Below are 12,502 nucleotides of genomic sequence, written 5' to 3'. Positions count from 1 at the left end.
CGTCACAACGCCTTGAAGAGCGGGCTGCGCGGCGCTGCAGAGGCCGCATCGGCAGCGGTGAAGAATTTCTCGATGTAGATGTCGCGCTCGAACAGGCGGCCCTGCATCAGCGTGGCGATGCAGGCCTCGGTCATCGGCGGCGGTCCGCACAGGTAGGCCTTGTGGCCGCGGAAGTCGTTCGCGAAGTGGGCCTTCAGCGCCTCGTGCGCAAAGCCGCGCGCGCCGTGCCAGTCGCTGTCGGCCGGCAGGTCGGACAGCACGGGCACGTAGGTGAAGTTGGGGTGCCGCTCGGCGAGCTGCTCGAAGAGTTCGCGGTAGTACAGCTCTTCGGTGTTGCGCGCGCCCTGCACCAGCGTGATCGGCAAGGTGCAGCCTTCGGCCAGCAGGTCGAGCACCATCGACTTCGGGCTCGACAGGCCCGAGCCGCCGGCCACGAAGATCATCGGCAGGCCCGCCGACTTGCGCACGAAGAAGCGGCCATTGGGCGCGGTGAAGCGCAGGCGCTGGCCCAGCTGCAGTTCGTCGTGCAGCCAGCCGGTGGCGCGGCCGTTGGGCACGCGGCGGATGTGCAGCTCGACCAGGTGGTCGTCGGGTGCGTTGGCGATCGAGAAGGCGCGCGCGCCCTCCACGCCCGGCACGTGCAGCATCACGTACTGGCCGGCCTGGAACGGCGCCGGCCGGTCGGTGCGCAGCCACAGGCCGCGGATGGTGGGCGTGAGCATGCGGGCCTCGACCAGCTCGGCGTCGAAGTCTTCCAGCGGCAGGAACTGCGCGTCGGGGTCTTCGTCGATCTCGGCCTCGATGACCAGGTCGGCCTGCGCCGTCGCGCAGCACGCGAGGATCTTGCCGTCGTCGCGCTCGAAGTCCATGAGCGCGAAGTTGGACGCATCGCCGTGCTCGCATTCGCCTTCGAGCACCTGCACCTTGCAGGTGCCGCACACGCCGTGGCCGCAGGCGTGCGGCAGCCACACGCCGGCGCGCAGGCAGGCGTCGAGCACGGTCTGCCCGTCGCGCGCCGCCACGGCCTGGCCGAGCGGCTCGATCATGATCTGGAAGCTCATGGCAAGGCCCTCCGGTACTCAGCTGAACGAGCCGCCGATGCCCGTGAGCCCGGGCGTGCGAAAGCGCAGCGCCGACTTGTGGACCAGGCCGTTGTCGGCCAGCGACTTCGACGCGTCGGGCGCGAAGGGCTTGCCGGAGTCGAACCATTCGACCTTCGACCAGTCGACCTTTTCGAAGTCGGGGTGGCTGCCGTACACGCCGGGCAGCACGTCGCTGACGAGCGCGCCGAAGGGCATGGCCGCGGGCAGCGGCAGGCACACGGGGGCGCAGAAGAGCAGGTGGTCTTCCCAGCCGATGTAGAGCAGGCGGTTGCCGTGGAAGCGGTCTTCGCTGTCCATGACGGTGCCGGTGTAGCCGGGGGCGAGTGCAACAACAGACATGTCGGTCTCCTTGTTTCGGGGTGAGCGCCGCCCACACCGTGCGTGGGGCACGGCGGGAGCGCGGGGGTCGATGAGGGGTGGTGGGCCGGGTGCTCAGGCCACCTTGGGCTCGGCCGCCGACAGGTCCTGCCCTGTCCAGCGTTCCCAGTTGGCCTTGTCGGGCGAGGTGTTGAACTCGCCGTTGTCGGCGCCGACGTTGATGTGGTAGTAGTCGAGCACGGCCGCCAGCGGGTTGAAGCCTTCCACCGTCGGGTCGGTGCCCTCGGGGAAGCAGTTGCCCTGGTAGATCTGGTGCACCGGCAGCCAGGCCTGCACGTACTTCTCGGGCTCGCCGTCGAACACGTCCTTGCAGCCGTCGGAGCAGAAGTGGTACTTCATGCCGTGGTAGCTGCTCTCGCGGTAGCAGATCTTGGTGGGGTCGTCGGGCTCGGTGAAGGCCATCGGGATCTGGCAGGTCTGGCACAGCATGGGCAGCGTGTTGTTGAACCAGCGCTTGCCCTGCTTCTCCTGCTCGGCCAGCCACTCGAAGCGCGGGCGGTACAGGCTGTCGAAGGTCTCGGGGTACTTCTCGGCCAGCCAGCTCATCTCGTCGGGCTTGGGTGCCCAGACGTTGAAGTTGGCGGCGTGGCCGTAGTTGTTGAAGATGGCCCAGGCCTCGTGCGAGATGCGGCTCTTTTCCTTCGAGGCGACCTCGTGGTACTTGGGCATGCGGATGCCGTAGCGCGCCAGGTCCTCGAACAGCGCGCCGCCGTTCTTCTCGAAGTACATCTCCCAGGCCTCGGACCAGCTCATGACGCGCTTGGGCAGCATGTAGTCCATCATCATCGCGACCAGCGTGAGCAGGCGGTAGCCGCGCCAGAACCACTTGTCGACCCACTTCTGCACGATGGGCACGTTGTCCGGGTCCTGCTCGAGGATGAACTTCACCACCTCCAGGCCCAGCGTCATGTGGCGCGACTCGTCGCTCTGCGCCGAGAAGCCGAAGGTGACGGTGGCCATGTCGCCGTTGTAGGCGGCGCCGCTCATGAAGGGCATGAACAGCAGGTTGGTCAGCACGTACTCGAAGGAGAACGAGATGGCGGTGATGAACTCGAAGGGCCCCGCGCTCATCGCATCTTCGAAGTAGCTCTTGGGCACCGACAGGTACCACACACGGTCGTGCATGTGCTGCGGATCGTGCAGGCCGTGGAAGTACTTGTTGAAGTGGCTGATGGTGTGGAACTGCGTCTGCGCATGGCGCAGCTCGTCGATCGACTGCATCTGGCAGGCCACGCGCGCGCCCACGCCGCGCAGCGAGCGCCCGGCCATGGCATAGCCGCGGTGCGCCGCGTACTCCAGCGGCGAGACACCGGTGAGGAACAGCTTGAGCGTGTTCAGGTAGCGCGGGTCGCTGATGTTGAACTGGCCGTTGTTCTGCTGGAACGCATCGATGATGGCGTAGAGTTTTTTCTCCTTCTCGCCCTGGAACTTCCAGTAGGCGTCCATCGTGAGGCGGAACGGGTCTTCCCACTGGTCCCAGTCGTGGATCTTGATGCCCTCGAACTTGTCGAACGGGAACACGTCGTCCATCGACTGGTAGGTGGTCTCCCAGCCGAGGCCGCGCGTCATCATGGCGTAGCGTTCCTTCAGGCCGAGGCGCGGGGTCGTGGGGGTCTTTGCTGCTGCTTGGGTGGTCATGGCGTGGTCCTTGGTCGTGGTCCGGTGGGGGCTGGGCTCAGGCGCCCCAATGGAGGGTGAATTCGTCGTCGGTCTCTTCGATGCTTCCGGACAGCGAGATCAGGCTCAGGTGCAGTTCCTGCAGGTCCCAGCGGCGCCCGACCAGGGCTTCGACGCTCTCGCGGCGGATCACGAGGCGGCCGGGCGCGTCGATCTTCACCATCGCGGGGTACTCGGTGACGGTGGCCCCGGGGTTGTCGGCCACGATGGCCTCGACGATGGCGCGCGCGGCCTCGCCGGTCTGTAGGGCGATGAAGACGGGCGGTCGGGACACTTCGGCGGTGGCGGTGGTCATGGGGTGGTCTCCTTGGTTCGATCGATTCAGGCGGCAGCGCCCGTGCGCACCAGCCGGGCCACGCGTGCATCGAGCGCGGTGTGCAACGTCTTCAGCACCTCGGCGCCCTGCGCGCCCAGGGCCAGCGCGGCCAGCGGCGCCAGCGCCTGCACGGCCTGGTCGCGCCAGCTGGCGTACCACTGCGCAAGCAGTTCGGCGTTGACGGGCGACTCGTCGGCGGCGGTCTTCAGCGTGGCGTCGACCCAGCGCACGTTCTCGTCGAACCACTCGTTCATGAACTCGGTCAGCATCGCCAGCGCGTTGCCGGTGGCGGCGCTGTGCGCGTTCACGTAGTGGCGGTAGACCAGCGGGTACAGCAGGCCGTCGAGCACGAGGTTCTGGGCCACGAAGACCTCGAACCAGTCCTTGGTGACGAAGAGGTTTTCCATCAGGCGGCGCACGCCCTGCCAGGCCGGGTGTGCGAGCCACGCTTCCTTGCCGGCGTCCAGCGCGCGGCCCGAGTTGGCGTCGATCTGCAGGCCGACGCGCGAGAGGTACTGCGCGATGCCCAGGCGGTCCATGGCCGCATAGATGAAGGGCTGCGTGATGGCCGTGCCGTAGCCGTAGCCGCAGCAATAGCTGTGGTTCATGTTGGCGCCCCACTCGTAGTGGCGCAGCGGCACCAGCACCTGCTGCAGCGACTCGCGCACGCCCGCATCGGCCTGGGCCAGCAGCTGGCGCTTCTCGGCGAACTCGAACTGGCGGTCGGCGCCTTCCCCCTGGCGCGCGCGGGTCATCGTGTACACGCCGTAGTAGTAGTGGCGCGGGTCCTTGAAGCTGTACCAGTCGGCCATCACGAGGGCCGTGCGGCGCTTGTCGTACAGCGCGTGCTGCGGGTCCCACAGCGGCCGGTAGTGGAAGTTGGCGGTGGGCTGCATGTCCAGCGTGGCCTCCTGGTAGCGCGAGGCCGGCTTGTCGCCGAGCCGCCGCGCCACGTGCGAGAAGGTCTGGCGGATCGGCCGGATGTCCGAGGTCTTGATGTCGACTTGCACGGGGTGTCTCCTTGGTTGTCGCGGGAAAAAAATGCGGGGCGTGTCAGTGGTCGATGCCGGGCGCGCCGAAGCGCCACTTCATGCGTTCGAAGTCCAGCCGCGCGCCCTCTTCGGTGCTCAGGTGGCGCACCGCGTGGCGCGCGCAGAACTCGCGGAACTGGTCGAACTGCAGCACCAGCTCCACGGCCAGCTCGGGGTCGCCGATGGCGAACTCGAACGCCACGAAGCGCGTGCCGCGCGTGCCGGTGACGCGCACGAAGCACGGCTGGCCGGTCATCTGGGCGGCGCTGCCGCTGCGGGGGTCGGGCTGCATCGAGGGCATCACTTGTTCAATCCATCAACAGGTGGACGGCACCAGCGCCGCCCGGCCTGATAAGGGCAACGGGCGTGCCAGCGTGGCTAAGTGATTGATTTGCATGGGCCCGCTGCGCCTGCGGGCCCGAAGCACCGGGAAGTCCCGGATGCTGGTTTGATCATTTGCTGCGGTGCAGCTTGATCAAATGGTGAAAACCGGAAAACGCCGGCCAGCGTCCGCTCAGGACGTGGGCAGGCCTTCCTTTTTCAGGCGGTAGGCCAGCTGCGGGCGCGTGATGCCCAGGATGCGCGCGGCCTGCGACAGGTTGCCCTTGGCGCGCTGCATCGCGGTCTGCATGAGGCGCTGCTCGAGCGAGGCGATGTCGATGTTCTGCTCCAGCACGCGCTGGCACAGCGCATCCAGCTCGCTCGCGTCGGTGCCCGAAGCCGACCCGCCCGTGGCGACCTTGCCGCTGGCGTCGAGCTGGTTGTCGGGCGGCGCGCCCGGCGGCTGCATCCACAGGTGGCAGGCCTCGATGTCGCCGTGGTCGGGCGCCAGCAGCACGGCGCGCTCGATCACGTTCTCGAGCTCGCGGATGTTGCCGGGCCAGGCGTGCTTGTGCACGTCGAGCGCGGCCTTGTCGGTGAGGCCGCGCAGCTTCTTGCCGTACAGCGCGCTGTACTTCTCGACGAAGCGCGCCACCAGCGCCGGGATGTCGGCGGTGCGCTCGCGCAGCGGCGGAATCTGGATCGGGAAGGTGTTGAGCCGGTAGAACAGGTCGGTGCGGAACTTGCCCGCCTGCATGGCCTGCTGCAGGTTGACGTTGGTGGCGGCCACGATGCGCACGTCGACCTTGGTGGGCTGCTCGGCGCCCAGGCGCTCGACCTCGCCGGTCTGCAGCACGCGCAGCAGCTTGACCTGCGCGGCCAGCGGCAGGTCGCCCACCTCGTCCAGGAACAGGGTGCCGCCGTGGGCGCGCTCGAAGCGCCCGGCGCGCGCGTGGTGGGCGCCGGTGTAGGCGCCCTTTTCCACGCCGAACAGCTCGGCCTCGATCAGGTCGGCCGGAATCGCCGCGCAGTTGACGGCAATGAAGGGCTGCTTGCCGCGCGGCCCGTTGTCATGCAGCCAGCGAGCGAACACTTCCTTGCCCACGCCGGTCTCGCCGAGCAGCAGCACGGTGATGGCGCTGTCGACCGCGCTGCGCATGAGCTCGAAGGCGGCACGGAAACCCGGCGACACGCCGACCAGCTTCTGGTCGTACTCGCGGCGCGGCTGCAGGCGGCGCAGGTGCTGCAGGCCGAGGTTGAAGTCGATGAGCTTCTCGGCCACATGGTGCTGGCGGAAGTACTCGAGGTAGTGCTCGTCGTTCCACGCCTCGGCGGCCTGGCCGACGATGCGGCAGCGGCTGTCGCCCATGCTGGTGCATTCGACTTCCTTGAACACCACCAGCCGCCCCATGAAGGCGGTGGTGTAGCCCGAGGCATAGCCGATCTGCGACCAGCACTGCGGGTCTTCCCCGTAGCCGAAGTCGGCCACGTGGGCTTCGCATTCCCAGGAGTTCTCCCAGAGGAATTCGCCGTAGAAATGCTTGGTGGCCACGTCGAGGTCGACCTGCACCTTCTGCACCGAGACGATGCCCTCGATGGAATGCAGGCGCGGCCCGAGCATGAAGGCGTCTTCGGCGCGCATGCCGGCAAGGCGCTCGCGCACGGCCACCTCGCCGTCGCGCAGGCCGGAAGCAAAACCCATGCGCACCAGCAGGCCGCGCGCACGCTCGATGCCCAGCGAGTCGAGCAGTTCGCGGCGCAGTTCGGCGAAGGCCCGGGCATGCATGAGCAGCATGCGCTGCTCGTCCAGCCAGATGTGGCCCGAGCCGGCGCTGAAGCGCAGGAGAGAAAGAAGTTCTCCCACCATGTCCCCTTTACTTGTCTGGAATCCGTTCCTCCTACATTCTCCTGCAAGGACGGACGACAAGGCTGCTCAATCAACAGGCAACGTGGTGCGAAGCCGCGCCAATGCTCGCTCTGCGGGTCCGCCTCCTCAAGCAACCCACAGAGTTATGCACAGAAAGAACGAACAACTGTCATCAAGTTGACTTGGCTGCAACGTAGCCCTTGAACTGCTCGCGCAGCTTGGTCTTCAGCAGCTTGCCGGTGGCTGTATGCGGCAGGCTGTCGACGAAAGCCACGTCGTCGGGCAGCCACCACTTGGCCACGCGCTGCGAAAGAAAAGTGAGCAGTTCCTCGCCCGTGACCTCTGCGCCTGCACGCTTCACGACGATCAGCAGCGGCCGCTCCTGCCACTTCGGATGCGCGATGCCGATCACCGCCGCCTCGGCCACGGCGGGGTGCGCGCTGGCCGCGTTCTCCAGGTCGATCGACGAGATCCACTCGCCGCCCGACTTGATGACGTCCTTGGCGCGGTCGACCAGCTGCACATAACCGTCGGCGTCGATGTTGGCCACGTCGCCGGTCGGAAAGAAGCCCTCGGCGTCGAGCACGTCGCCGCCTTCGCTGCGGAAGTAACCGCTCGCAATCCACGGACCGCGCACATGCAGGTGGCCGAAGGCCACGCCGTCGTGCGGCAGGCGCTGGCCGTTCTCGTCGACGATCTTGAGCTCCACGCCCCACACGCCGCGGCCCTGGCGCATCTTGACCGTCGTCTGCTCCTCTTTCGGGAGCGCGAGGTGCTTGGGCAGCAGGTTGCCGATCACGCCGATGGGGCTGGTCTCGGTCATGCCCCAGCCTTGCACGAAGTCGGCGTTGAAGTCGCGCTCGAAGCGCTCGATCATGGCGCGCGGCGTGGCGGCGCCGCCCACGCCGATGCGCTTGAGGCCGATGGCGCGGGTGTCGATCTCGGGGTGGGCGTCGAAGTACTGGAACAGCATGAGCCACACGGTGGGCACCGCCTGCGAGAAGCTCACCTTCTCGTCGCGCATGAGCTCGTACAGGCTCTGGCCGTCGAGGTGCGGGCCGGGCATGACGAGCTTGGCGCCCACCATCGGCGCCGAGTACGGCATGCCCCAGGCGTTGGCGTGGAACATGGGCACGGCCAGCAGCAGCGTCATCTGCGAGCACACGCCGAAGGTGTCGGGCGCGCATTCCATCAGCGAATGCAGCACGGTGGAGCGGTGCGAATACAGCACGCCCTTGGGGTTGCCCGTGGTGCCCGACGTGTAGCACAGCGACGAGGCGGTGCGCTCGTCGAACTCGGGCCAGGTGTAGTCCTCGCTCTGCGCGCCGATGAGTTCGTCGTAGCACAGCAGGTTCGGCACATCGATCGCCGGCATGTGGGCGCGGTCGGTCATGGCGACGAAGGCGCGCACGCTCTTGAGCTTGGGGGCGAGCTTCTCGACCAGCGGCGCGAAGCTGGTGTCGAAGAACAGCACCTTGTCTTCGGCGTGGTTGACGATGTAGTCGATCTGCTCCGGAAAGAGCCGCGGGTTCACCGTGTGCAGCACCGCGCCCGAGCCCGACACGCCGTAGTACAGCGCCAGGTGCCGATACGTGTTCCACGCCAGCGTGCCCACGCGGTCGCCGGGCGCCACGCCCAGCGCCTTCATCGCGTTGGCCACCTGCTTGGAGCGCCGCTGCACCTCGCGGTAGTTGGTGCGGTGCACCGGGCCTTCGACGGTGCGACCGACGATCTCGACGTGGGGGTGGAAGGTGGCCGCGTGGTCGATCAGCGACGAGATCAGCAGCGGGCGGTCCTGCATCAGTCCGAACATGGTGTGTGTCTCCTGTGGTTCTTTTGAGCGTGCGTCTGCGAAGGCTACTTCACGGCGATCGAATCACCCATGGGCTCGAACTCCTTGCCGTTGAACTGCACCAGCTGCAGCGTGTTGAACGGAAAGTAGTCGGTGGCCGAGGTGTTCAGCGCAATGCCCGGCAGCAGCATGCCGGTGCGCATGTTCTTGAGCGTGGTGGCCTGCTTGAGCACGTTCTCGCGCGTGAGGTTGTCGCCCGAGGCCTTGAGCACCGTCTCCATGGCCTGCGCCACGCCGTAGCCGTACACGCCGGCGGCGTTGTTCACGTCTTCGTTGGGTGCGTACTTCTTCATGAAGGCCAGGAACTCCTGCGTGGCCGGGTCGTTGGCCCAGCGCGGCTGCGCGGCGTCCTTGAAGAAGGCCATGGCCATGATGCCCTTCGACTTTTCGAGGCCCGCGGGCTCCAGCGTCATCTTCACGTAGGCCGACACGTAGGTGAGGTACTGCTGCTTGGGCTTCCAGCCGATGTCCCAGGCCTTGCGGATGGCCTGCGCGGCGAAGCGCGCGGTGGCGAAGTTGACGAACACGTCGGCGCCCGACGACTGCAGCTTGATGATCTGCGAATCGACCGTCGGGTCGGCCACCTCGAACGAGGCCTCGGCCACCACCATCGAGGCCTTATCGCTCAGGCCCTTCTTCAGGCCCTTGAGCAGGTCCTTGCCGAAGTCGTCGTTCTGGTAGAGCACGGCGATCTTCGCGTTGGGCATCGTCTTGAGGATGTTCTTCGCGTAGAGGCTGCCCTCGCCCTCGTAGCTGGGCATGTAGGGCGTGGTCCAGGGGTAGGCCTTGGGGTCGTTGAAGCGGTCGGCGCCCACGCCCAGGAACAGGTGCGGCACCTTCTTGGCGTTCATGTAGCGCTGGATCGCGGCATTCGATGCCGAGCCCAGGTTGCCGTACACCGCGAGCACTTCGTCCTGCTCGACCAGCTTGCGCACCACCTCGGTGGTGCGCGGCGGCGTGTACTGGTCGTCGTAGCTGATGAGCGTCACCTTGCGGCCGTTGATGCCGCCCTTGTCGTTGACCATCTTGAAGTAGGCCTCGTTGACCTTGCCGACGATGCCGTACGACGACACCGGGCCGCTGTAGGGCATGGCCATGCCGAGCTTGATCTCGGTGTCGGAGGCGCCGGTGTCGTACTTCTTCTGCGCAAGGGCCGCGCCGGCGGTGAACAGGAGGGCCGCGCCGCCCAGGGCGGCGGCCAGTCGAACGATGGAGGTCATGGAAGCTTCAATGAAAACGAAAAGGGGAAATGAATGGCGGGCCGACAGCGCGGCCCGCGTGACGTCGATCAATCGCCGAGCACCTTGCCGAAGGGCTCGTAGCGCGTGCCGTTGAAACGCACCAGCTGCATGCGCTCGATCGGGTAGAAGTCGGTCGGCGAGGTCTTCACCTCGATGCCCGGGTAGAGCATGGGCGGGCTGTACTGCAGGTTGGCCGCCACCTTCATGATGTTGGCGCGCGTGAGGTCGTCGCCCGCCTTGCGCAGCACCTGCTCCAGCGTCTGCGCCGACGAGTAGCCCAGCACGTTGAGCGAATCGCTCAGGTCGCCCGAGGGGTAGTACTTGCTGAACCAGGTCTTGTAGTCCTCGTACTCCTTGGAACCCTTCCACATGTCGTCGGCCGGGTCGCGCAGGTAGGTGGCCGAGATCACGCCCACCGCGTTCTCGGGGCCCGCCGGCTTGATCACCGCCGACACCGACACCGACACGCTCGACAGGTACTGCGTGGGCTTCCAGCCGATGTCGGCCGCCTTGCGGATCGCCTGCGCCGCGAACTTGGGCGTGGTGATGCTGAAGAAGGTGTCGGCACCCGAGGCCTTCAGGTTGACCATCTGGCTGTCGATGGTCGGGTCGGTCACCTCGTAGGTCGACTGCGCCACGATCATCGTCTTGGCCTTGTCGCCCAGCGCTTCGAGAAAGCCCTTCAGAAAGTCCTTGCCGAAGTCGTCGTTCTGCATGAGCACGGCGATCTTCGCGTTGGGCTTGGTGGAGAGGATGTGCTGCGCGTAGATCTTGCCTTCGGTCTGGTACGTGGGCTGCCAGCCCATGGTCCAGGGGAAGGCCTTCGGATCGCCGAAGCGCGTGGCGCCCGTGGCCACGAACAGCTGCGGCACCTTCTTGGCGTTCATGTAGCGCTGGATCGCGAGGTTGTGCGCCGTGCCCAGCGGACCGAAGAGCACCAGCACCTCGTCTTGTTCGACCAGCTTGCGCGCCTGCTCCACCGTCTTGGAGGGGTTGTAGGCGTCGTCCAGCGAGATGAACGTGACCTTGCGGCCGTTGATGCCGCCCTCGGCATTGACCTTGGCGAAGTAGCCCGCCGCCGCCTTGCCGATGGTGCCGTAGGCCGACACCGGGCCCGAGTACGGGACGATGTGGCCGATCTTGATCTCGGTGTCGCTCGCGCCCGGGTCGTAGCGCTTCTGGGCCTGCGCCGTGAAGGCGACAGTCAAACCGAGCGTGGCGGCCAGGCCGGCGCCCAGCAGGCGGCGGCGCGTGCCGGGGCGGGCGGAAATGAGGGAACGTGTCATGGTGTGGTCTCCGTCGTTCTCGTGAAAAAGAAGTTGCGGCCGCGGGCCTCTCACCGGCCCCGTGTCGGTCTCTTGCGGACCTCGTGCGGCGTTCGGGCTGGATGGTAGGCAGCGCCCCCCGCGCGTCACATCGTCGGAACGGACGATTGAGAGCGGCTGAGGGTTGCCCCTAGCATGGGCCTCGACACGGAGACACACCCACCGCCGCGCAACGCGGCGCGCACCGAAGGCAAGCACCGCATGGACCTCACGCTCAATCCCCGCTACGAAGCCTTTCGCGACGAGCTGCGCGCGTTCCTGGCCACGCACGGCCACCGCTCGGCCTTCGCGCGCACCGCCGAACGCCCCGACGCCGACGCCCTTGCCTGGCAGCGCCTGCTGCTGGACCACGGCTACGCGGGGCGCACCGTGCCGCGTGAGTACGGGGGCCACGGCGCGGCGCCCGACGTCATGGCGTCGCACCTCATCACCGAGGAGTTCGCACGCGCTGGCGTGGCGCCGCCGCTGGGCAACCAGGGCATCTCGATGCTGGTGCCCACCCTGCTCGAACTGGGCAGCGAGGCGCAGCGGCGCGAGTGGATCGGCCCCACCTTGCGCGGCGAGGTGGTCTGGTGCCAGGGCTACTCCGAGCCCGGCGCGGGCTCCGACCTGGCCTCGCTGCAGACGCGCGCCACCGAAGACGGCGGCGACTTCGTCATCAACGGCCAGAAGATCTGGACCTCGACCGCGCACGTGGCCGACATGATCTTCTGCCTCGTGCGCACCGAGCCCGGCGCCGCGAAGCATGCGGGCATCAGCTACCTGTTGTTCTCCATGAAGACACCCGGCATCGAGGTGCGCCCGCTGAAGACGATGACGGGCCACGCCGAGTTCAACGAGGTCTTCTTCACCGACGTGCGCGTGCCGCAGCACCAGATCGTGGGCCAGCGCGGCGACGGCTGGAAAGTGGCCAACGCCACGCTCAAGCACGAGCGCGGCTCGCTGGGCAACCCCAACCTCACGACCCAGCGCTACCAGGAACTCGCCACGCTGATGCAGGCCGAGACCGTCGACGGCACGCGCCTCATCGACCAGCCCGTGCTGCGCGACCGCCTGATGCGGCTGCAGGGCCAGGTGCTGGCGCAGAAGTGCCACGGCCTGCGGCTGCTCACGGCCGCGGCCAAGGGCGAAGACCCCGGCCTGGCCGCGCTGGTCGTGAAGCTGCAGGGCTGCGAGCTGCGCCACCAGCTGGCCGCGCTCGCCATCGACGCGCTGGGCGAGCTGGGCCTCCTGATGCCCGGCAGCGCGCACCTGCGCGCGCAGGCGCTCTGGCAGGAGCGCTACATGTTCGACCTGGGTTTGATCATCGGCGGCGGCACCGCGCAGATCCAGAAAAACATCATCGCGGAGCGCGGGCTGGACATGCCGCGTGAACCCCGCCTCGCCTGATC

11 protein-coding genes are annotated in these 12,502 nt (G+C 67.2%); 1 reads left to right on the top strand and 10 read right to left on the bottom strand.

Going from position 1 to position 12,502, the window contains the following annotated elements; translation table 11 throughout:
• Positions 1 to 2 precede the first annotated feature (2 nt).
• The 10 genes from AC3WQM_RS16095 to AC3WQM_RS16050 all read right to left on the bottom strand — a co-directional run bounded on the left by AC3WQM_RS16095 (position 3) and on the right by AC3WQM_RS16050 (position 11,072).
• Positions 3 to 1,061: an NADH:ubiquinone reductase (Na(+)-transporting) subunit F gene (locus AC3WQM_RS16095; protein ID WP_492680082.1), complete on the bottom strand. Its 1,059-nt coding sequence runs from the start codon at positions 1,059 to 1,061 to the stop codon at positions 3 to 5.
• An 18-nt stretch (positions 1,062 to 1,079) separates the two neighbouring features.
• On the bottom strand, positions 1,080 to 1,442 hold the full coding sequence (locus AC3WQM_RS16090; protein WP_369645214.1) for a phenol hydroxylase subunit P4: 363 nt from the start codon (positions 1,440 to 1,442) through the stop codon (positions 1,080 to 1,082).
• Positions 1,443 to 1,535: 93 nt separating this feature from the next.
• A complete protein-coding gene (locus AC3WQM_RS16085; RefSeq protein ID WP_492680080.1) occupies positions 1,536 to 3,119 on the bottom strand; it encodes an aromatic/alkene/methane monooxygenase hydroxylase/oxygenase subunit alpha in 1,584 nt (527 codons plus the stop codon).
• Positions 3,120 to 3,156: 37 nt separating this feature from the next.
• Positions 3,157 to 3,453 (bottom strand): MmoB/DmpM family protein, encoded by a 297-nt coding sequence (locus AC3WQM_RS16080; protein ID WP_174250302.1) that lies wholly within the window; start codon positions 3,451 to 3,453, stop codon positions 3,157 to 3,159.
• Positions 3,454 to 3,479: 26 nt separating this feature from the next.
• A complete protein-coding gene (locus tag AC3WQM_RS16075; protein ID WP_492680078.1) occupies positions 3,480 to 4,484 on the bottom strand; it encodes an aromatic/alkene monooxygenase hydroxylase subunit beta in 1,005 nt (334 codons plus the stop codon).
• A 43-nt stretch (positions 4,485 to 4,527) separates the two neighbouring features.
• Positions 4,528 to 4,797 carry a phenol hydroxylase subunit gene (locus AC3WQM_RS16070; RefSeq protein WP_492680076.1) on the bottom strand — a complete coding sequence of 90 codons (270 nt, stop codon included), beginning with the start codon at positions 4,795 to 4,797 and terminating at the stop codon, positions 4,528 to 4,530.
• A gap of 222 nt (positions 4,798 to 5,019) precedes the next feature.
• Positions 5,020 to 6,693, bottom strand: coding sequence for a sigma 54-interacting transcriptional regulator (locus tag AC3WQM_RS16065; protein ID WP_492680074.1), 1,674 nt, complete (start codon positions 6,691 to 6,693; stop codon positions 5,020 to 5,022).
• 172 nt (positions 6,694 to 6,865) lie between these two features.
• A complete protein-coding gene (locus AC3WQM_RS16060) occupies positions 6,866 to 8,506 on the bottom strand; it encodes a 3-(methylthio)propionyl-CoA ligase (RefSeq protein ID WP_492680072.1) in 1,641 nt (546 codons plus the stop codon).
• 44 nt (positions 8,507 to 8,550) lie between these two features.
• Complete coding sequence (locus AC3WQM_RS16055) at positions 8,551 to 9,765, bottom strand: ABC transporter substrate-binding protein (RefSeq protein WP_492680070.1); 1,215 nt, start codon at positions 9,763 to 9,765, stop codon at positions 8,551 to 8,553.
• A gap of 68 nt (positions 9,766 to 9,833) precedes the next feature.
• A complete protein-coding gene (locus AC3WQM_RS16050) occupies positions 9,834 to 11,072 on the bottom strand; it encodes an ABC transporter substrate-binding protein (protein WP_492680068.1) in 1,239 nt (412 codons plus the stop codon).
• Positions 11,073 to 11,246: 174 nt separating this feature from the next.
• Here AC3WQM_RS16050 and AC3WQM_RS16045 point away from each other — a divergent pair, with 174 nt between their 5' ends.
• A complete protein-coding gene (locus tag AC3WQM_RS16045; RefSeq protein WP_492680066.1) occupies positions 11,247 to 12,500 on the top strand; it encodes an acyl-CoA dehydrogenase family protein in 1,254 nt (417 codons plus the stop codon).
• Positions 12,501 to 12,502 lie beyond the last annotated feature (2 nt).

The sequence above is a fragment of the Variovorax sp. FW301-JW7 genome (assembly GCF_058788795.1).
Note: the sequence above shows the minus strand (reverse complement) of the source record. Positions and strands in the feature narration are given on the sequence as shown.

What these genes read in the sequence shown, in the direction of transcription:
- AC3WQM_RS16095 (WP_492680082.1), bottom strand. Translation starts at nt 1,061, where the DNA reads ATGAGCTTCCAGATCATGATCGAGCCGCTCGGCCAGGCCGTGGCGGCG.
- AC3WQM_RS16090 (WP_369645214.1), bottom strand. Translation starts at nt 1,442, where the DNA reads ATGTCTGTTGTTGCACTCGCCCCCGGCTACACCGGCACCGTCATGGAC.
- AC3WQM_RS16085 (WP_492680080.1), bottom strand. Translation starts at nt 3,119, where the DNA reads ATGACCACCCAAGCAGCAGCAAAGACCCCCACGACCCCGCGCCTCGGC.
- AC3WQM_RS16080 (WP_174250302.1), bottom strand. Translation starts at nt 3,453, where the DNA reads ATGACCACCGCCACCGCCGAAGTGTCCCGACCGCCCGTCTTCATCGCC.
- AC3WQM_RS16070 (WP_492680076.1), bottom strand. Translation starts at nt 4,797, where the DNA reads ATGCAGCCCGACCCCCGCAGCGGCAGCGCCGCCCAGATGACCGGCCAG.
- AC3WQM_RS16065 (WP_492680074.1), bottom strand. Translation starts at nt 6,693, where the DNA reads ATGGTGGGAGAACTTCTTTCTCTCCTGCGCTTCAGCGCCGGCTCGGGC.
- AC3WQM_RS16060 (WP_492680072.1), bottom strand. Translation starts at nt 8,506, where the DNA reads ATGTTCGGACTGATGCAGGACCGCCCGCTGCTGATCTCGTCGCTGATC.
- AC3WQM_RS16055 (WP_492680070.1), bottom strand. Translation starts at nt 9,765, where the DNA reads ATGACCTCCATCGTTCGACTGGCCGCCGCCCTGGGCGGCGCGGCCCTC.
- AC3WQM_RS16050 (WP_492680068.1), bottom strand. Translation starts at nt 11,072, where the DNA reads ATGACACGTTCCCTCATTTCCGCCCGCCCCGGCACGCGCCGCCGCCTG.
- AC3WQM_RS16045 (WP_492680066.1), top strand. Translation starts at nt 11,247, where the DNA reads ATGGGCCTCGACACGGAGACACACCCACCGCCGCGCAACGCGGCGCGC.